Here is a 19926-nt window from a genome sequence, read left to right on the forward strand (position 1 = left end):
CGAAGGGGCGGTGGCGCATACGGTGATCAGGGCGACCGGGGATCAGCCGTACGCCGATCGGGGCGGGGTGGGGGCCGGCCACGCCGTTCCGTGGTGCTCATGCCGAACCTCCGGTACGCAGCAGGTAGTTGGGGCCGCTGGTGTAGTGCTTGTTGATGTCCGCCGCGCCCGAACGTTCCTTGGTGAGGAGGGTCCCCGCGGTGACCATCGCCTTGACCGGCAGGCGCGGCGCGTCCAGCACCCGGGCGCGCAGTACGGCACCGGGCTCGCCGGCTCCCGTCCCGAGCCGCTCGATCGCTTCGGAGAGCCGGTCGCGTACGAGCCGCAGCAGTACGGGCAGCGGCGCGCGACCGTGCCGCGCGAGCCCGAAGGCGTAGGCGCCGGCGCACAGATGGACCGTGATGGTGGTGAACAGGTCGACGACCGGCCGGTCACTGTCACCGAAGGTCCGGTGGTCGTCGAAGTCCCCCGGCCCCGGAGCTTCGTCCCCCAACCGCCCGCTCAGACGCCGGCTGTTGATGCGCGGCCCGTCGTTGTCCTTCAACAGCAGCCGTAGCCGTGTAGCGCCGTCGTGCCGCCGGTCGAGGACCATCGAGACGTTCTGCTGGTGCGACTCAAGTGCGATTCCGTACCCGAACAGCGTGGTCTGCCAGTCGAAGAGCAGGGTCAGGCAGGAGTCCAGCAGCGCGAGGAGGTCTCCGCCGTAGAAGCGGTCGGCCAGATGGTCGACGACCAGCCGTCCGCCGGGCGCTTCGGCCAGCAGCGCCGCCATGGGCACGACGGTGGAGTCCTGGAGGCCGTCGGGGTACCGCCGGAACAGAGCGGCGAGCAGTTCGTGCCCGGCGTGCGCGTACACGGTCTCGTCGGCGTGCAGGACCGTGCCGCGGAATCGAGGCTCGCGGACGATGATCTGCTCGATCAGACGTTGTCCGGCGGCCCCGTCGACGAGTGTGCCGGGTTTGATGGTCCGCCGGTTGCGCTGTCCCAGCGTGGCGGTCGGCAAAGGCAGTTTGACATGCAGGGACGGCTCCGATGACAGGGCGACGGTACGCATCGACAGGGTCGGCACGACTTCGAGGCGGGCGCGGTCGGCGAGCACGGCCCGGTCGGTGAGACCGGTGGCGCGCAGGGCTCCCTCCAGCGGGGCGCCGACGGTCAACGGGTGGACGGGCAGCGCCACATGAGTACGGTCCAGCCCGCCGAGGCCGAGCGCCGCGGGCGTGGGCCAGCGGTCCGGAAACGTCCCGGTGACGGCGTCCCGGGGAAGTGCGAGCCAGCGCAACGCGAAGCGGGGGTGCAACTCCGGTGCGTACGCCCGCAGATGGGCCTCGTGCATTCCGGAGCGGCCACGCGCGGTCGGGTAGACGGGATGGTCGAGGTGCGCCGCGAGGGTGTCGTACGCCAGCCCGCCCGTCATCCCCGACCAGTCGGCCGGCTCCACGCCATGACGGGTCGTCAGCGTCCGGACCACCTCGTCGCGGACCACGGTGTGCAACCGCAGCGTGGCCAGCGTCTGCCGGCACTCCTCGGCGAAGGTGTCGAATCCTTCCCGGTCGAGAGGATGGGCCAGGTCCCGCAGGGCGGCGAGGATCGCGTCGCACGTCTCGTGGCGGACGGGCTTGGATGCCCCGGATTCTCCGGATTCCCCGACGAGCAACGGCAGCCGGGCCTCGTACTCGCACTGGAACCCGTCTTCGACGACGGGCAGCAGGAGGAACTGACCGTTTTCGCCGGCCCGTCGCCACCATGCGCCGTCCGGCCGGTGGACGAGTTCGCCGGCCGAGCGCAGACCGACCACGTCCTCACGCAGCAGTGCGCTGAGTACCCGCGTCACCAGCTCGCCCTCCGTCCGGGCTGTCACGGCTGGATCTCCCACCGCTGCCCGGCGAGGAACCCGGTCACCGCCCGGTCCACGGCCCCCTGGTCGGTCCCGGTCGCCCGCACCACGCCCAGGAAGTCGCGATTGGTGCGGTACACCTCATGCCGCTCGCCGATCTCGCGGAGCGGACGGTAGGTCAACCACACCCCGTTGGCGTTGAGTTCAGTGGCGGCGGGGGCGGCCGTCAGCGTCCCCGCGCTCCCGGCGCACGGGTAGTCCAGCCGGGCCACGCCGTCGCGCCGCACTCCGAGCTCCGTGGGCAGGGGCTCGCCCAGATGGGTGCGCAGGATGTGATCGAAGAGCGGGATCTCCAGCAGGTGTGCCAGCAGCAGATCGCACTGGTCGCCGATGGCGCGGTAGTTGACCTCTATGATCCTCGCCCGGCCCTCGTGCACCACGAACTCGGTGTGGCAGGCCCCGAAACCCACTCCGAGCGCGTCGAGTTGGGCCAGCACCTGCGCGACGACCGGTTCGGGATGGGCCGGGACGAAGGTCAGCCGTTCCTCGACGAAGTACGGCGGTGGGGACACCACGGTGTGGAATCCGCCCAGGACATGGCGCACCCGGCCGTCGCCGAGCGTCTCCAGGGTGTGGAGCTCCCCGGGCAGATACTCCTCCACGACCAGGGCGGACCCGGGGCGCCGGCTCCGGATCTCCGCGCAGCGCGCCACCAGTTCCTCGGGCCCCCCGACGAGCACGACGTCCTCGCTGGCCACGCCCTCGCGCGGCTTGACGACACACGGGTACGGCACGTCGAGGGCGGTCACCTCCGTGTGGCCGGTGACTTCGGCCGACCACACCGGGTCCGCGCCGGCGGAGGCGAGATGGCGCCGCATCTCCGCCTTGTCCTTGGTGCGCAGGGTGACCCGCCAGTCCTTGCCCGGCAGGCCGAAGTAGTCGGCGGCCAGGGCGGCCTGGGTCTGCAGATGGTCGCTGTTGGTGAAGACCGCGTCGGGACGGCCGAGCGTCGAGATCCGGGTGACGACGGAGCGGAAGTCGCGGACGTCGCACTCCAGGATCTCGATCTCCGGATACGCGCGCCGGTGGGCGTTCGGCTGGTCGGTGAGGACCGTCACGTCGAGGCCCAGCCGTGCCGCGGCCGGCAGAAACCCTTCGGTGACGGAGTCGGTCGGGTTGAGGGCCAGCAGACACATACGCATGCGAGGGAACAACTTCCGCTTGTGTGGGGGCGGTTGCGGCAGACACCAGGCGCGGCCGGTTCGAGCGCGGTCACATTGAGTGAGATTAGGTCAGGCATGTTCTGTTTCTCAAACCAGGTGCCGACTATGGAGGTGTGGTGACGTGCACCTCCCTTGATCGCTGCTCGGCGGGTGTGGTCACGCACTGCTGCAGGCGATCCCTATACTAAGGTAAGCCTTACCTGAGTTTCTCGCTTTGCCCCCATGTACAGGAGTGTCGATGACCGTGGCCCTGGAGACTCCGTCGACCGGTGCGGCCGCAACCGTGTCCGGCCTGCTCTCCGACACGTATCGGCACCTGGCGGAGGTGTGCCGGGCGTTGACGGTGCGCGTGGGCGACCCGGCGTCGAGTGCCACCCGAACTGGCCTGAACGGCGCGGAGTTGACGAAGAACGCGGAAGCCCTGGAGGCTTTTCTTCAGGCTGAGGACACCCGCATCCGGGCACGCTACGACCACGACCCGCGCCGCGATGTCGCCGCCTCCCGCGCCCTTCACCACTACGCCTGGTCGGTCGGCCTGTTGATGAGCGGCGCCTGGTACCTCACGGGCCGGGTGCCGCGTATCAGCCCGGAGGACGTACGGATCGATCTTGCGTCCGGCGTGTTCGAGATCAGCCCCGGAGCAGACCTGGCCTGCCTCCCAAAAGACCCGGCCGCCGCACTCCCCGGGATGCTGACCGTGCCTCACGAGGAAGCGCTGCGCGCGGAGTTGAGGGTCGCCGTCGCCGACCACATGGAGCCGCTGCTCCGCGCCATCGGCCCGTACATCCGGCGCGGCCCGCGCGCACTGTGGGGCCTGGTCACCGACGACCTCGTCTCCGGGATCTGGTACCTCGGCCGCATGCTCGGCCGGGAACCCGACGCCGTACGGGCCGCCACCGCGCTGCTGCCCACCGCCGTCCCGCCCTTCCCCGGCGGAGCGGACTTCCGCCACCTCACCGACAGCGACGGTCGGCAGCATCCCACACGTACCCGCATGGGATGCTGCCTCTACTACACGATCCGCCCCGCCGAGGCCTGCGCCACCTGCCCCCGCGTCGGCGACACCGAGCGACTGCGCCGGATCGAGGGCTGAGCCCCGTCACGCGGACGGCATCACCCGCACATCGGCGGCCCGTACGAACGCCACCCGGTGTCCGAACTGGATCTCGTAGTACATGTCCGAACCACGCACCACCCGGTGCGGTGTCGTGTCGAAGGTCGGCGCGTAGAAGTATTCGCCCGGCACCTTGTCACCGGCCGCGTACTTCTGCCCCGCGAGCAGCTTGTACGGCAGCGGCGAGACCGACTGGACGGGCACACCCTCCGGGTAGGCCTCCTTCTCCGGGTAGGCGCGCCCGTAGACGGGGATCTCGGTCAGCCCGGCCTTCGGGGTGATGACGGCACCGGCCGCGTCCACCGCCGTCGGCTGCTTCTCCGGGTTCCTGAACCAGGCCTTCTGGCCCAGGTACCAGATCGCGGTCCAGTCGCCGTCGCGTGCGGCGACCGCGTACTGCTGGCCCGTGGAGACACGCGAACCCAGGTCGTTCACGTCGGTCGTGGAATCCGCGCCCGTGGGCCGCAGACCGATGTCCTTGACGAGCGGGGCGTCCTCGCGCGGCTCGGTGTAGAGGCGTACGGCGCTCGATCCGTGCGCCGCGCAGGGCTCCCCCTTGGCGACGCAGCCGGTGAACTCCGGCTTGTTCCCGGCGAACCGCGGCGCCACGGTCACCAGTCCGCCCTTCGGTCCGGCCGTGGCGTGCAGCGGCTTGCCGAGCAACGCGAAATAGTGCTCCCAGTCCCAGTACGGCCCCGGGTCCGTGTGCATCCCCGGAATGGTCGCGGTCGTGGTTCCGGGCACGGTGTCGTGGCCGAGGATGTGCTGCCGGTCCAGCGGAATGCCGTACTTCTTGGACAGGTACTTCACCAGCCGCGCCGACGACCGGTACATCGCCTCCGTGTACCAGGTGTCGGGCGCGGTCAGGAACCCCTCGTGTTCCAGGCCGATCGACTTGGCGTTGACGTACCAGTTGCCGGCGTGCCAGGCCACGTCCTTGGCCTTCACATGCTGGGCGATGTGCCCGTCGGTGGAGCGCAGGGTGTACTGCCACGACACATAGGTCGGGTCCTGCACCAGATCGAGGACGCCGTCCCAGGCGCCCTCGGTGTCATGCACGACGATGTACTTGATGCTCTGGGACTTCGGCCGGTCGCCGAGGTCGTGATTTCCGTAGTCGCCGTCCCCGAACTCCTCGTACGGCGCCGGAATCCACTCGCAGGACACGGTTCCCGGGCACTCGGTGGCGCCCGCAGCGGGCGCCCGCAGCCCCGCACTGCGCACCTGTGCCGTCGCCGCGCGCAGCCGCGGCTGCGCGCCGAGCGTGATCCGCTGCCCCGCGTCCGTCGTGCGCTCCTCGCCCCGGCGGATCACGTCGAAGACATCATCGGCGTACGTCGCCGCCGTCGCCGTGTCGTCGGCACCCGAGTAGCGGGCCACCGCTCCGTACCAGTCGGCCGCGTCGTCACTGAGCGGCTCACCGAGCTGCTTCTGGGCGGCGGCCAGCAGCGCGGCACCGCCCGCCACATTGGCGGCCGCGTCCGTACGCAACCGCTTTGCCGGGATGCCGCTCAGTTCGGCGGCCTTCGTCAACGTCTTGAGACGGGCCGGAAGCCGAGTGTTCTCCGGGGCCTTCCTGGCCGCCGGCAGGCGGGCGCCGCGCGCGTCGTCGCCGCGGGCGTCCTCGGCACCGTCGCTGTGGTGCGGTGCCACGGTCCGGGCGATCGCCGTGCGGGCGTCGGTCAGATGCATCGGACCGTAACCGCCCGTGACACTGGGCGCCCCGTCGTGCGCGTCCCAGCGGGACTGCAGGTAGGAGACGGCGAGGAGCACACTCTGTGGCACGTCGTATGCGGCGGACGCGTCGGCGAAAGCATGCTGCAGACGTGCGGAGGGCGCGGACGCCTGCCAGCCGCCGTCGTACGGGGCGGCGCCGAGCAGGGGCAGCAGCAGCGCGGCCGAGGCGACGGCACCCGCGGCCCGCCGAGCACGTCTGTGCCGGGCGGAAGGGCTGGGGTCGGTGGGGGATCCTCGCAAGGCAGGCCTCCTGGGGCGGTGGAGCGTGACAGTACGTACGGGGGCGGGTGTGCGTCAGTGGTACCGGCTCTCCGACGATCCGTCAATCATTCCCAGAGGCGTGCGATTTCCCACGTCAGCGGCGGATGTTCACCGATATCGGGGCGGTGGTGACCCGGCCTGCGAGGCGTCAGTGGTGTAGACCTTTATTCTGTCCGGCGGGAAGCGGGAAGCGGGAAGCGGGAAGCGGGAAGCGGGAAGCGGGGCCGGGGGCCGGGGGCCGGGGGCCGGGGGCCGGACATGACGAAGGTCCGCGGTGCGCCGCTGTCCTGGGCGCACCGCGGACCTCTGTCCCCGTCAGCGAGTACCGACCGCCGCGCGTACGGCCTTGCGGGCCATCTGGCAGTCGTCGTGCAGCCGCCTCAGCAGCAGCCGCTGTTCCTCGCCGGACGGCGCGGCACCCGGGTGGGCCGGTCCCGGTGCCGCCGGGGTCGTCTCGTGCATCGAACGCTGCACGGCCGTCTCGTACGTGCGGATCTCCCTGGTGAGGACGAGCATCAGGTTCACCAGGAACGCGTCACGCGCCGCGGGTCCTGCCGACTGGGCGAGCTGGCTGATCTGACGGCGGGCGACGGGCGCGTCCCCGAGGACCGCCCACAGCGTCGCCAGGTCGTACCCCGGCAGATACCAGCCCGCGTGCTCCCAGTCCACCAGCACTGGACCGGCCGGTGAGAGAAGCATGTTCGACAGAAGGGCATCGCCGTGACAGAACTGTCCCATGCCCTGGCGGCCGGCCGAGTGCGCGATGCCGTGCACCAGTTTCTGCAGGTCGCCCATGTCCCGGTCGGTGAGCAGCCCCAGCTCGTGATAGCGGGAGATCCGCGCCGCGTAGTCCAGCGGGGCGTCGAACGTCCCCGTCGGCGGCCGCCACGCGTTGAGCCGGCAGATCGCGCCGAGCGCCGCCCTGATGTCCGCGCGGGGCGGGGCCTCCGCCGGATGCCGGTGCAGCGCCGCCACCCGGCCCGGCATCCGCTCGATCACCAGCGTGCAGTTGTCCGGGTCCGCAGCGATCAGGCGGGGCACCCGCACCGGTGGCCGGTGCCGCACGAACGAGCGGTATGCCGCTATTTCATGCCGGATCCGTTCGGCCCACACGGGGGAGTGGTCCAGTAAACACTTGGCGACGGCGGTGCTGCGTCCTGTCGTTCCGACGAGAAGCACGGAGCGTCCGCTGCGGCGCAGCACCTGTACCGGAGCGAACTCCGGACAGATGCGGTGCACCGACGCGATCGCCGTACGCAGCTGGGCGCCCTGGGGACCGGACAAGTCGAGTCTCCCGCTGAGCGGTTGCGTGCCGAGCCCCGGCATACGCCGTGTCCGGCCGGCGCCGAGCACGGGGGCCGCCGACGGGCGTCCGGGGTCGAGATAAGGGCCGCCGCCGGCCGGGCGGGCGAGCAGCGACCGGGTCGGGGCGGACACGGAGGACGATGCTGTGTACATGGGCGAAACAGATCCCTTCGCGTGCCGACGAGTTGCCGCGCTACCCGCCCCGGTCACCCTGGTGCACCCTGGGGAATGTCCCTCGGTGACCGGGTCGGGGTGGCGCGTTCCTACCTGACACCTTTCGCCCAGTGGCACACCATCTGGCGTGCCCTGGCGAACCCTGGCGAATAGTCGCTCAGCAACTGACAGACGGTTACTGTCAACTCAGCCGAGAACCTGGGGGCTTGACGTGAGCGGACAACCCAACACCCGACTGTCGGACCTGTTCGGCCTGGCCGGCTGGTCCAAGGGCGAACTCGCGAGGATGGTCAACCGGCAGGCGGCGGCCATGGGCCACCCCCAGCTGGCGACAGATACTTCAAGGGTGCGGCGGTGGATCGACATGGGAGAGGTCCCACGCGATCCGGTGCCGCGGGTGCTGGCAGCACTGTTCACCGAGCGTCTCGGCCGTGTCGTGACCATTGAGGATCTCGGTCTGGTCCGGCACGGGCGCACGGGGAAACGGCAGGGCGGCGGGAGTGTGGAACATCCCGACGGTGTGCCGTGGGCGCCCGAGCGGACTGCCGCGGTCCTCACCGAATTCACGGGAATGGACCTCATGCTCAACCGACGCGGCTTGGTGGGCGCGGGTGCCGCGCTTGCCGCAGGCTCCACGCTCAGCAGCTCCATGCACGAGTGGCTGCACACCGATCCGGTCCTCGCGGCCGACGCCCCAGAAACCGACCATCCCCTGCATGCCGACCCCGCTGGGTTCGACCGTTACGAGGCCGCCCCCATCGGATCGCAGGAGATCGAGGAACTGGAGCGCTCGGTCGAGGTGTTCCGGGCCTGGGACGCGGCTCGCGGTGGCGGCCTGCAACGCAAGGCTGTCGTAGGACAGCTCAACGAGGTGGGAGGCATGCTCTCCTACCGGCACCCCGACCATCTGCAGCGGCGCCTGTGGGGCGTCGCCGCCAACCTGGCCGTCCTCGCGGGCTGGATGTCGCACGACGTCGGTCTGGAGCCCACGGCTCAGAAATACTTCATCATCGCCGCGCACGCGGCCCGAGAAGGCGGTGACCGGCCCCGCGCGGGCGAGGCACTTTCCCGAGCGGCCCGTCAGATGGTGCACCTGGGCCGGCCCGACGACGCGCTCGACCTCATGAAGCTCGCCAAGTCGGGATCCGGCGACGAGGTCCTGCCTCGTACGAGGGCCATGCTCTACACCATCGAGGCCTGGGCGCAGGCGTCGATGGGCAAGGCGCAGGCCATGCGGCGCACTCTGGGTGAGGCGGAGGACCTCTTCGTCTCGGACCAGGGTGACGTGCCGCCGCCGAGCTGGATGCAGCTGTTCGACGAGGCGGACATGCACGGGATGCAGGCTCTGGCCTACCGGACGCTCGCGGAGCACGACCCGGCTGCGGCCGCCGTCGCGCAACGCCACGCCAAGGAGGCCCTGGCGCTGCGGGAGAAGGGCCGGGAACGGTCGAAGATCTTCGACCACCTCTCACTCGCCTCCGCCTGCTTCATCGCAGACGACCCCGAGCAAGCCGACCGGTACGCACGGCTGGCCCTGACGTCGATGGGTTCGAACTCGTCCCATCGCACCTGGGACCGGCTCCGTGAGATGTACCGGCTGACGGGGCAGTACTCCAGCTACCCGAAGATCCACGATCTGCGTGAGGAGATCAAACTGTCGTTGCCGAAGGGCGCGTTGAAGCCCAGGGGCAACAACAGCGCACGGGCATAGGGGGCGCGTGCGCTGCCACCCGCCCCATGCCGCCGTAAGAACACGCCGTAAGAACGCGTCGTAGGCACACGTCGTAAAAACGCGTCATAGGAACGCTCAGGTGGTGACCCGGGCGACGAGGACGCAGGCGTCGTCCTCGCGTTCCGTCTCGCCGAACTCCTCCACCACCGTCCGTACGCAGTCCTGTGCGGTACGGGCCTCGCGGAAGCGGGGGGCCAGGGCGAGGAGACGGCCGGCGGCCGCGGTGCCTTCCTCCCTCTCGGTTGTGTCCCGGTGGGGCTTGGCTGCGTCCCGGCGCGCGGAGTCCCTTCGCAGGGGGACCAGTCCGTCAGTGTGCAGGAGCAGCAGGTCGCCCGGTTCGAGCGGCTCTTCGGCCTGCCCGTAGACGGCACCCGAGGTGGCGCCGAGCAGGACGCCGTCCGGCGGAGTCAGCATGCGCCCCGTCCCGTTGCGGAACAGCAGCGGGGCGGGGTGTCCCGCCTGCGCCCAGACCAGGGTCCGCCTCTCCGGCCGGTAGCGGCAGCACACCGCGCTGCCCAGGGCCGGCTGGGCCGAGGCGTCGAGCAGCTGGTTGAGCCATGCCATGAGTCGGCCGGGCTCGGTGCCCACGACGGCCATACCGCGCAGCGCGCCGAGCAGCATCGCCATGCCCGAGGTGACGGCGGCCCCGTGGCCGGTGAGGTCGCCCACGCTCAACAGCGTGTCTCCGTCGGGCAGTTCGAGGGCGTCGTACCAGTCGCCTCCGATGAGTGCGCTGGTGGAGGAGGGCAGATAGCGGGCGGCCAGGTCCAGGGTTCCCGGGCCCTGTTGCGGGAGCAGCAGGGATCCGCGCCACGGCGGCAGGACGGCTTCCTGGAACTCGACCGCGAGGCGGTGTTCGGTCTGTGCTTCGTGTCGTTGACGCCGCAGCGAGTCACGGGTCTCGCTGACGGTCCGCTGGCTGCGGCGAAGTTCGCTGACGTCTCGCAGTACGGCCCACATCGAGGCGGTGCTGCCGTCCACGTCCAGTACGGGCTCGCCCATGATGTGCACGGTCCGTACGCCGCCGCCGGGCCGCAGGATGCGGAACTCCCCGTCGATCGGTTTGGCGTCGATCAGGCAGTCCGTGACCATCGAGGTCAGCCGCGGGCGGTCCTCGTCGAGGACGACGGAGGGCAGTTCGTCGAGGGTGAGCGGGGGAGCGGCGGGGTCCCGGCCGAGGATCTGGTAGAGCTCACCGGACCAGCTCACCTCGTCCGTGAGCAGATTCCACTCGGCACTGCCGACCCGGCTGAGCAGCGAGCCGCCCCGGGGAGACGCGTCCGGCACGGCCCGCGGGACGGGGGGTGCTGTTTCGTGCTCGACTTCGTGCTCGACGGGCGCCGGCGGGGGGCCGTCCCGCAGCTGCGCCAAGTGCGCGTCGAGGTCGTTGAGTTGGTGCATCGCCAGGTCGCACAGGGCGCGCTGCCAGCGTCCCTCCGGATCCGTGCCGTCGGCCGGTGCGTCGCGTCGCACGGCGTCCATGTCGCCCCGCAGCCGGCGCGTCTGTGAGATGAGCGCGTCGACCGAGCCGTTCGGGGGCGGCTGGGCGGCAGGGTGGTCCGCCGAGAGGTGGGACGGCATGACGTACTCCGATACAGGCACGCTGCGACCAAGGCAGAGGGAAGGGCCATTACGACTGTCGCACAGCCCGCGACGCGCTGTAAGGGATTTGGCAACACACGACACGGTGATGCCTGAGGCATATGCTGCCGTCCTCACGGCAGGTCAGGCCGGGACGAACACGGTAGGCGGGGTCCCTGCTCAAGGCGTAGTCCATGTGGGTGAGTTGACGGAGCGACGGCGGTCCTCACGGGCGTCCACCCCGGCCAGCCGCAATACCGCGTCCAGGCCCCGGTGGGCACCCGGGGCGGCTCCGGCGGGCAGCACGTAGGCGCGCAGTCCGGCACCGGCCGCCCCGCCGTCCTTCGCCGGATGGTCGCCCACCATCAGCGTCTGGGCGGGAGCGACCCCCAGTTCACGGCAGGCCCGCCCGAAGAGAACCGGGTCGGGTTTCTCCGTGTCGTGGGCGTAGGAGTGCACCCACGTCGAGAAGTACTGGTCGAGTCCGTGGTGTGCGAACGTCGCCCGCAGATCCCAGCCCACGTCACTGACCACGCCGAGTGCGATCCCCTCGTCGGCCAGCCGTGCGAGCGTGGAGCCGGTGTCCGCGTACGGCACCCAGTGCTCGGGTGCCCGCAACTGAGCGTAGAGCGCGTCCGCGTGAGGTGCCAGCTCCGGCACCGACGCGTACCACGTGGTGAAGGCGTGCCGGTGCGCCCGCGACGACACATCGCGCCCGCGCTGCGCCTCGACCACGTCCGGGTCGGTGAGTCCCGCCTCCAGCCCGTCCAGAAGCCGGTCCATCTCCCGCTCCTCGACGGTGCGCCGGAGCACGGTGCGGATCCGGTCCGCATACGTGCCGATCTGGAAGAGCGTGCCGCCGAAGTCGAAGAGCACGGCCCGGACGGGCGACGGCCCTTGATCGGAGGGTGTGGCGCGCAAGGGCCCTTCGGGACCGCAGACCGGGAACTGGAAATGAGTCATTCGATCTTACTAGCTGCTCGGAGTGGCAGGGGCAATCCCTGTGATCCGCGGGCTTGCCCAGCTCCCTCGGGTGCGCCGCAGGTCAGACGCGGGCTCTCAGTACCGCTGGGCCTGGGCCAGCTTGGGAGTCAGGGCAGGCTCGGCCGGCTTGCGACTGACCGCGAGCGGCTGGGCGCGCGCACCGGGTGCGAGGTCCTCGGCGCCGACGTATCTGGTCTCCACCGTCCTGCCGGAGGAGTCGAGGAAATCGACCCGCACGGCGTACGAGGCCGCACTGTCGGTCTTGTTGGTGATGTTCACGAGGACGGCGAGCAGGCCGCCGGGCCCGCGCCCTGGTACCGCAACTTCTGCCGGTACGCCATGGAGACGCCGTTCGCCTTCCGCACCCCTGACGAACTGAGCTGTGTCCCGCACCGCGGCGGCACGGACAAGCGTCTGTTCCTGCTCGACCACTTCGTCACCATCGGCGGCGGCAGCCGTCTGGACGCGGGCTCGATCAACACCCGCCGGGCGGTGGTGGACCGGGCGCACGCGCGCGAACGGCAGCGGGGCCGGCCGGTCACCTTCGTCGCCGTCGACCACGTGACGGTCGGCGACGCGAAGGCAGCCGTGGATCAGCTCAACTCCGAGCGGGACTGAACCGGGTCGGGGCCGTCACTCAGTATTCGGAATTCGGACCGTCACTCAGTAGCGGAGCACTCCCGCGATGCCCTCGGCGTCGGCGAGAGTGCCGTCCGGGACGAAGCGGACCTCCGCACCGGTGTCCAGGCATTGTTCGACGATCTCGTCCACGATGTCGTCCCGGGCATCGAGGTCGTCGCTGCCGGCCGGGACGAGATGGTCGCCGCCGTCGTCACGTACCGTCACGCGGTAGTTCTCCTCGACGGCCAGCAGGCGGACGCGGCCGGCGGTCGCGTTCTGCCACACCTCGTCGACGCCCGCCGCGAACTCCCGGCGCCCCCTGGCGGTTTCGAGCTCGGTCGTCACGGTGTCGATGTTCCTGAGGTCCTCGGCCGTGACCAGCGGACGAATCGCCTGCCAGACCGCCTCGGCCCCGGCGTGTCCGATACCACCGTGCGGGACGTGAACGGCGTCCTTCGTGACGGTGCCGGCTTCGCCGAGAAGTGCGAGCGCGGCCTGTTCGCCGGTGACGTACACGGGTCGCGGAGCGGAGCGCAGGACACCGGCGAGGCCGGTGTCGGCGTCCCGCAGGAAGCGGCGCGTCTCTTCGTCTCGGAAGGTGCTCGGCACGTCGCCGATGCGTTCCTCGCGCTCGACGTCCGGAGCTTCCAGGCTCCGCGTCAGCGGGAACCCCGCCATGCCCGCCTCGACGACATGCCCTCCGCCTCCGCTCCACAACGAGATCCGGTCGGCCGAGACCGTCAGTACCCAGAACGGGCTCTCGGCGGCCTGCGCGGCGACGAGGTTGCGGGTCAGGAACGTGTCCGAGAGGACGACGCGCTCCGGAACGGTCCGGGCCAGCGACCACACCTGATGCTCCCCGGGAGCCGCGAAGATCGCGAGGCCGTCCTCGGCGTGGCTCAGATCGACCTCCGCCAGCGCCTGTTCGAGCTGCCCGGCGACGTCCCTCCGCCGCTCACGGGTGACCGCGGGGTCGGATTCCAGTTGCTTCCTCGCCTCGGCCAGCACGTTGCGCAGCCGGACGGGATCCTGCGCGTTGTCGGGTTCCCTGCGGTGGGTCGGCGTCAGTACCGACACCGCCGGATAGGGCCGCGGCCGACGCAGCTCGGTGAGGGTGGCGGGGCTCAGATGGTGCTCCATAGATGCACCATATGATCGAATCGGCGGCGAGGCATGGCGAGGCATTCGGGGAACCCGATCGGGCAAAAGGTGTAATTTATCGTTAATGTCGCCGGGTAGTAGGTCGCGTCTCCCCGCCACGCCCGAGGACCCGCATGAGCCAGGCCGAGACCGGTGTCGCCGGCGCGCTCATCGCGTGGGCGGGGCGGCGGGCACTGCATGGCGTGCCCGGTCGTGCGCGATCCGGTCGACTCCCGCACTCGCGCACTCCCGCACTCCCGAACTCGCGACCCCTGCGGTACGCGTGGGTCATTCCTCCGAGCCGCACGAGCTGCCGTCGGCCGGCAGCCGCCCGTACAGCAGGAAGTCGTCGATCTTCCGGTGCACGCACTTCGAGGAGCCGTAACCGGTGTGACCCTCGCCCTTGTTGTCGAGGACGACGGCCGAGGAGCCGAGCCGATCCGCGGTCTCCGTGGTCCAGCGGTACGGAGTCGCCGGGTCGCCGCGGGTGCCGACGAGGAGCATCTTCGGCGCGTCGATGTCCCGTACCTCCTCGCGGATATAGGTGGTGCCCCTGGGGCGGCCGTAGCACATCAGGGCCTCGGCGAGCCGGTACCGGCCGAAGACCGGGGATGCCTGCTCGTACGCGGCACGCAGCCGGGCGAAGTCCTTCGTGACCTGGTCGGCGGTGGGCCGGTCGGGGTCGTCGGCGCAGTTGATGGCCATCAGCGCGGCCGGGAGGTTGTCGGAGGGGATGTCACCCTCGTCGACGAGGTTCCCGTCCCCGTCCTCGCCCCCTTCACCGGGGACCGCGCTGCCGCCGACGGAGAACCCCATGATGCCCCGGGTGTCCCCGTCCTGGACGAGTGAGGTGAGCGCCTGCGAGAGGGCCGGCCACAGTTCCTTGCTGTAGAGGGCCTGACCTATGGCGCCGACCAGGTCCTGGCCGGAGAACGGTATGCCGAAGTCCGACGGCACCGGGTCCTCGTCCAGCGAGCCGATCAGGCGGACCACCTCCTCCCGGGCCGAGCGCGAGTCCTGGCCGAACGCGCAGTTGACGTCCTCCGTGCACCAGACGAGGAAGTCCTCCAGGGCGGTCTGCTGCCCCCGCGCGCCGGTGACGCCCTGTTCGCTCAGCGGTTCGGTGAGGGTGTCCACGCCGTCAAGGACCATGCGGCCCGTTCTCCCGGGGAACTGGGCCGCGTACACCGCCCCCAGCCGGGTTCCGTACGAGAAGCCGAGGTAGTTGAGTTTCCTGTCGCCCAGGGCCGCACGCATCACGTCGAGGTCGCGCGAGGCGTCGACCGTGCCGATGTGCCGCATCACCGGACCGGAGGACTCGGCGCATTCCGCGGCGATCCTTCGCAGCACTTCGAGAGCGGCCCGCGGATCCTTGTTCACGTCTGCCTCTGCCTCTGTGCCGGTGCCCGCGTCGGTGCCCGTGGCGGCGTCCATGCCCTCGCCGCAACTGACCGGGGAGCTTCGGCCTACGCCGCGCGGGTCGAAGGTCACCACGTCGTAGCCGTTCGTGAGGCCCATGAAGTCCGTGCCGCCGTCAGCGAGTTCGCTGACTCCCGGCCCACCGGGCCCACCGAAGTTCAGCAGCACCGAACCTCTGGAGCTGCCTGTCGCCCTGAACCTGGCCATGGCCAGGTCGAGCGTCCCGTCGGCGGGCTTCGCGTAGTCGAGGGGGACGGTCACCTTCCCGCACTGCAGGTCCTCGGGCAGTTCGTCGCCCTGGCAGGCCGACCAGCTGATCCTCTGGTCGTAGAAGCGGGACAGGTCGGGTCGTTCGGCGGCAGCCGCGGCCACCGACGGCAGTCCCGCTCCCAGCAGGGCCAGCGTCGTGGCGCAGATGAAGGCGCGGCGTTGGTGCGTAGACAGCATCACAGGCCTCCCGGGACGCCCCGGCCCGCGGCCGGGGATTCCCCCTCGATCACGATAAGGGGGCGCCTCCGGCCGCGCCTCTCGGCGAGCGTGACTGCGACGCAGGCCTTATCCTGCGTCGTCCGCCCGGTCCGCCCGGTCCGCCCGGTCCGCCCGGCGAGTTCGGCCGCTCGTCCGGGCCTGCGCGGACCGGTCCGGCCCCGCGGCGCAGGGCAGATCCTTCGAACAGCGCTTCGTTCGGCTTCCGCCAGAACGGTGGTGAATGTCGGACGGGCCATAACCTGCGCGGTTTGCCCGCGTTTATACGGCGCGGGCGAGTGCTCGCGATCATCTCTGGAAGGCAGGGAACCTATGAAGCGGGTTGCCCGTAATGGTTTGATCATCGCGGCCGTCGCCTCCGGCGCAGTGGCCGCCGTGTCGATGCCGGTGTACGCGGACTCAGCGGCCGACGGCACCACGGCCCAGTCGCCCGGGCTGATCTCCGGCAACACCATTCAGCTCCCGGTGCACGTTCCGGTGAATGTGTGCGGGAACACCGTCAATGTGATCGGGCTCCTCAACTCCGCGGCGGGCAACAGCTGCGCCAACGAGGGCGGCGACAGCAAGGGCGGCGGTCACAAGGGTTCCGCGGGTGCGGTCGCCACCGGCGTCGAGAAGGAGTCGCCGGGCCTGATCTCCGGCAACGGTGTGCACCTTCCGGTCCACCTGCCCGTGAACGTCACCGGCAACGCGGTGAGTGTCGTCGGCATCGCCAACCCGACTGTCGGCAACGAATCCACGAACACGTCGGGTGAGCCGCAGCGCCGGGCCACGTCGTCCACCCGCAGGTCGGCCCCGCCGTCGAAGCAGCCCGCGAAGCCGGCGGACCCGGTGGAAGCGGCTCGGCCCGAGGCGGCGAAGTTCGTGCCTCAGGGCGATGCCGAGGCGACCCTCGCGCACACCGGTTCGGACCCGATGGGCCCGATGATCGCCGCGAGCGCCGCGCTGATGCTGGGCGGAGCCGTGCTGTACCGCCGCTCCAGGTCCGCCGCCGTTCAGCGCTCCTAGGGCGGACGCCGCCCCGAACGCACGGCGCGCACCGACCCGAGCCACAGTCCTACGCGGACCGTCGTCCCGGGCAGTGCGCGGACCGTCGTCCTCGGCCCCACCGGTCGCGTCGCGGCGACCGGTGGGGCCGCCCCGCGTGAGTGGCGCTTCGGACTTCGGGAAGGATGCTCGGCGTGTGCGGCCGACCACCGCATGCCGCCTCCACTCCTTCCCGTGAACGGAGCGCATCGATGATCTCTCCGAGCCCCGCAGGTCTCGTTGTCACGCAGGCATCGCTCGACGACTGGCCGGTGATCCGAGCGTGGTCGGAGGGCGAGGGATGGGATCCGGGGGTGTCGGACGGGGAGTGTTTCTTCGCCCAGGACCCCGAGGGCTTCTTCCTCGGCCGGATCGACGGTGAACCGGTCTCGGCGATCTCCGTCGTCAACTACGGCGCCGACTACGCCTTTCTGGGCTGTTACCTCGTCCGTCCGGACCTGCGCGGCCGCGGTTACGGACTTGCCACCTGGAAGACGGCCCTGGCTCATGCGGGCGGGCGCACCGTCGGGCTCGACGGGGTGGTCGCCCAGCAGGGCAACTACCGGCAGTCGGGGTTCGAACTCGCCTACAAGACCCTCCGGTTCGGCGGAGTCCCGGCAGCCGGCGCGGCCACCGCTCCAGGCGTTCGCCCCGCCGGGAAAAGCGACCTCGGGGCGGTCGTCGCGTACGACAGAGGCTGCTACCCCGCCGACCGTCCGCGGTTCGTGGAGCGCTGGCTCGGCGGCACCGGACACCGCGGGCTGGTCCGTGTCGTCGACGGGCGGCTCACCGGCTACGGCGTGATCCGGCCCACCGTCGGCTCCCTGCGTATCGGCCCGCTGTTCGCGGACACCCCTGATGACGCCAGTGCCCTCCTCGCCGCGCTGCTGACCGAAGCCGACGGCCGGCGCGTAGCCGTCGACATTCCCGAGACGAGCGCGGCGGGCGTCGCGCTGGCCGGGGAGCACGGTCTCACCCCGTCGTTCGAGACAGCCCGTATGTACACCGGTCCCGTCCGGCCGTACGCCACGGACTGCGTGTACGGGGTGACCACGCTCGAACTCGGTTAGGGCCTGTCCGGGCGTGCGGCGGGCGTCGTGGTCTCGCCGCGGCGGCTGAACAGCCACTCCATACGAGGCTCGACGACGAACCGGAACACCGAGCGGACCGGACCGGAACACAATGCGGTGATGAGCCCCACGGCGGCGGCGGTGACGGCCAGCTGCCCGAGCGGGGTGTGCAGCCAGGGATGGTCGTACCAGTCCCAGAAACGGGACGACTTGATGACGAAACCGTGCAGCAGATAGCCGTACATCGTCCCCGCTCCCAGCCCCGTGAACCACAGGTGCCGCCCCGGCACCCAGGACAGGAAGCAGGCCGTCAGGACCAGGGCGACGACGAACAGCACCGGAGTGGTGAACAGCCCCGCCCAGTTCGACACGCCCTGGCCCGTGACGCTGCCCCGGTGGTAGAACCACCCGGCACCGAACCAGGGCGCCACCGCGTACGCCGTGATGAGCGCCGCCGCGCCCACCGGCAGGGCGAGCAGCCGTACGCGCCATGTCCGCAGGCGCTCGAAATGCTCGGCGCGCAGCGTCAGACCGAGCACGAAGAACGGCAGGAACCCCAGCACCCGCTGGATCGAGATGTCCCCACCCAGCTCCGGCGAGACGGCGGCCAGCACGGCGAGCCCCATCGCGACCGGAACCGGGTGGCGCAGCGCCAGCCAGATCGGAGTGGTCAGCCGCCAGATGAAGAGCGCGACCAGGAACCACATCACATACCAGGGGTCCAGCAGGCTCAGCGGATAGCCGGGATCGTCCTGCGCCCACCGGTAGAACAGTGTGTAGGCGGTCTCGAAGACCAGATACGGCACGACGACGGTCGTCAGCAGCCGGCGCACCCGGCCCGGTGCCATGTCGAAGCTCCGGGAGAAGTAGCCGGAGATGAGGGCGAACGCGGGCATGTGGAAGGCGTAGACGGTCAGATACGCGGCGGTCGCGGCCCGGCTCCCGTGGGTCAGGGGCTCCCAGGCGTGACCGCAGGCCACCAGCACGATGGTGAGGTACTTGACGTTGTCGAAGTACGGGTCCCTGCGGGTGGGCGCCGGCTTGGCCGGGGTCTCGGTCAGGCGTTCTCGTGGCGCCAAGCGTGCGGGGGCTGACAGATCGTGCGACACCACATCTCCTGGCCTCGGTGGCGGTGAGCCGATCTCTGCCGCCTGCCCCCTTACGTACGGTTCAGTCGTGGCCTGCGTTCGCCGCGGGGAAGGGGCTCGCGGGGGGAGAGGCTCGGAGGAAGGCGTGGCGGAGAGGCGCTGTGGAGGGCCGCGATGACGGTCGTGAGCTTCATGGTGACCAGTAGGAGCGCCGTCCAAGCGCCGTCCAGGGGAGGGCACCCGGTCCCGAACCCTCCGCGAAACTCCGTTGCCCCGTCGGTCCGCGGATGCTGGAGTGGCGGGATGGATCACGAAGCGGCACTTGCACTGTTCGACCGGGAGATACGTGAGGGCGCGCAACCTTTCAGCCCCGACTCCGTCGTGGAGCGGGTCGGCGGCGTGGTCCGGCACGTCGGACCGGAGCAGGGCTGGAACGGAGTGCTCTGGTCGGATCTCACCGAGTCCGACGCGGACGCGGCGATCACCGAGCAGACCCGCTACTTCGCGGGGTTGGGCGAGCTGGGCCGCGAGTTCGAGTGGAAGGTGTACGGGCACGACCGGCCGGACGACCTGGGGCAGCGTCTGCGGGCCGCCGGGTTCACCCCCGAGCCGACGGAGACCCTGATGATCGCCGAGACCGGCGAGCTGAACCTCGACGCCGGGCCCCCGCCGGGCGTCGAACTGCGGCCCGTGACCGACGCCGCCGGCATCGGCCTCGTCGTCGACGTGCACGAGCAGGCCTTCGGCACGTCCGGCGCCCGGCTCCGCCACCAACTGCTCGCCCAGCTCGACACGGCCCCGGACACCGTGGTCGCGGTCGTGGCCCTCGCCGGTGACGTCCCGGTGAGCTCGGCCCGGATGGAACTCGTCCCCGGCACGCGGTTCGCGGGACTGTGGGGAGGCGGCACCGTCGAGGCCTGGCGCGGTCGCGGCATCTACCGCGCCCTGGTCGCCCACCGCGCCCGCATCGCCGCCGACCGCGGCTACCGCTACCTCCAGGTCGACGCCTCCGACCAGAGCCGCCCGATTCTCCAGCGGCTCGGTTTCGTACCGCTCACCACGACCACGCCGTACGTTCGCGGACACTGAACGGGGGCCGAACGGGCCGTAGTTGAGGGCCGGTTGGCC

At 70.7% G+C, this 19926-nt stretch carries 14 protein-coding genes and 2 pseudogenes; 6 read left to right on the forward strand and 10 right to left on the reverse strand.

Translation table 11 applies throughout. From position 1 onward, the window contains the following. Positions 1 to 97: 97 nt before the first annotated feature. Complete coding sequence (locus AB0D14_RS21815) at positions 98 to 1861, reverse strand: IucA/IucC family protein (RefSeq protein WP_362781412.1); 1764 nt, start codon at positions 1859 to 1861, stop codon at positions 98 to 100. Continuing rightward, positions 1858 to 3039, reverse strand: coding sequence for an ATP-grasp domain-containing protein (locus AB0D14_RS21820; protein ID WP_362781414.1), 1182 nt, complete (start codon positions 3037 to 3039; stop codon positions 1858 to 1860). Before AB0D14_RS21820 ends, AB0D14_RS21815 begins: the two co-directional genes overlap by 4 nt. A gap of 259 nt (positions 3040 to 3298) precedes the next feature. Between AB0D14_RS21820 and AB0D14_RS21825 the strand changes: the two genes are divergently transcribed. Next, positions 3299 to 4153: a (2Fe-2S)-binding protein gene (locus AB0D14_RS21825; RefSeq protein ID WP_362781416.1), complete on the forward strand. Its 855-nt coding sequence runs from the start codon at positions 3299 to 3301 to the stop codon at positions 4151 to 4153. Positions 4154 to 4159: 6 nt separating this feature from the next. Here the strand turns inward: AB0D14_RS21825 and AB0D14_RS21830 are convergent, their stop codons facing one another. Both AB0D14_RS21830 and AB0D14_RS21835 read right to left on the reverse strand, forming a co-directional pair. Continuing rightward, a complete protein-coding gene (locus tag AB0D14_RS21830) occupies positions 4160 to 6151 on the reverse strand; it encodes an N-acetylmuramoyl-L-alanine amidase (RefSeq protein WP_362781418.1) in 1992 nt (663 codons plus the stop codon). 336 nt (positions 6152 to 6487) lie between these two features. After that, complete coding sequence (locus AB0D14_RS21835) at positions 6488 to 7630, reverse strand: aminoglycoside phosphotransferase family protein (protein ID WP_362781419.1); 1143 nt, start codon at positions 7628 to 7630, stop codon at positions 6488 to 6490. A 232-nt stretch (positions 7631 to 7862) separates the two neighbouring features. Here AB0D14_RS21835 and AB0D14_RS21840 point away from each other — a divergent pair, with 232 nt between their 5' ends. Beyond that, the gene (locus AB0D14_RS21840; RefSeq protein WP_362781421.1) at positions 7863 to 9362 is read left to right on the forward strand and encodes a hypothetical protein; all 1500 of its coding nucleotides are present in this window, start codon (positions 7863 to 7865) and stop codon (positions 9360 to 9362) included. Between the two features lie 96 nt (positions 9363 to 9458). Here AB0D14_RS21840 and AB0D14_RS21845 read toward each other — a convergent pair whose 3' ends face one another. The 3 genes and pseudogenes from AB0D14_RS21845 to AB0D14_RS21855 form a co-directional block, all read right to left on the reverse strand. Continuing rightward, on the reverse strand, positions 9459 to 10964 hold the full coding sequence (locus AB0D14_RS21845) for a SpoIIE family protein phosphatase (protein ID WP_362781612.1): 1506 nt from the start codon (positions 10962 to 10964) through the stop codon (positions 9459 to 9461). A gap of 180 nt (positions 10965 to 11144) precedes the next feature. Beyond that, positions 11145 to 11927 (reverse strand): HAD-IA family hydrolase, encoded by a 783-nt coding sequence (locus AB0D14_RS21850; RefSeq protein ID WP_362781423.1) that lies wholly within the window; start codon positions 11925 to 11927, stop codon positions 11145 to 11147. Positions 11928 to 12023: 96 nt separating this feature from the next. Then, positions 12024 to 12248: pseudogene (locus tag AB0D14_RS21855) on the reverse strand (FxLYD domain-containing protein); the annotation flags it as partial. Between AB0D14_RS21855 and AB0D14_RS21860 the strand changes: the two are divergent. Then, positions 12237 to 12566 (forward strand): annotated as a pseudogene (locus AB0D14_RS21860) (hypothetical protein); the annotation flags it as partial. The pseudogenes AB0D14_RS21855 and AB0D14_RS21860 overlap by 12 nt on opposite strands. A gap of 45 nt (positions 12567 to 12611) precedes the next feature. Here AB0D14_RS21860 and AB0D14_RS21865 read toward each other — a convergent pair. Beyond that, positions 12612 to 13709, reverse strand: a complete 1098-nt coding sequence (locus AB0D14_RS21865) for a chemotaxis protein (protein ID WP_362781424.1) — start codon at positions 13707 to 13709, stop codon at positions 12612 to 12614. A gap of 288 nt (positions 13710 to 13997) precedes the next feature. Beyond that, on the reverse strand, positions 13998 to 15575 hold the full coding sequence (locus AB0D14_RS21870; RefSeq protein ID WP_362781426.1) for an alpha/beta hydrolase: 1578 nt from the start codon (positions 15573 to 15575) through the stop codon (positions 13998 to 14000). A 375-nt stretch (positions 15576 to 15950) separates the two neighbouring features. Between AB0D14_RS21870 and AB0D14_RS21875 the strand changes: the two genes are divergently transcribed. Continuing rightward, entirely contained in the window at positions 15951 to 16622 is a 672-nt protein-coding gene (locus tag AB0D14_RS21875) for a chaplin (RefSeq protein WP_362781427.1), read from the forward strand. A 230-nt stretch (positions 16623 to 16852) separates the two neighbouring features. Then, positions 16853 to 17710, forward strand: coding sequence for a GNAT family N-acetyltransferase (locus AB0D14_RS21880; protein ID WP_362781429.1), 858 nt, complete (start codon positions 16853 to 16855; stop codon positions 17708 to 17710). On the opposite strand, the gene AB0D14_RS21885 is transcribed toward AB0D14_RS21880, so the two are convergent. Then, positions 17707 to 18789 (reverse strand): acyltransferase family protein, encoded by a 1083-nt coding sequence (locus AB0D14_RS21885; RefSeq protein ID WP_362781614.1) that lies wholly within the window; start codon positions 18787 to 18789, stop codon positions 17707 to 17709. The two genes, AB0D14_RS21880 and AB0D14_RS21885, sit on opposite strands and share 4 nt — an antisense overlap. Before the next feature lie 312 nt (positions 18790 to 19101). Here AB0D14_RS21885 and AB0D14_RS21890 point away from each other — a divergent pair, with 312 nt between their 5' ends. Further along, positions 19102 to 19887 (forward strand): GNAT family N-acetyltransferase, encoded by a 786-nt coding sequence (locus tag AB0D14_RS21890; RefSeq protein ID WP_362781431.1) that lies wholly within the window; start codon positions 19102 to 19104, stop codon positions 19885 to 19887. Positions 19888 to 19926: the final 39 nt, after the last annotated feature.

The organism is Streptomyces sp. NPDC048484, from assembly GCF_040651415.1.
Lineage (GTDB): Bacteria > Actinomycetota > Actinomycetes > Streptomycetales > Streptomycetaceae > Streptomyces.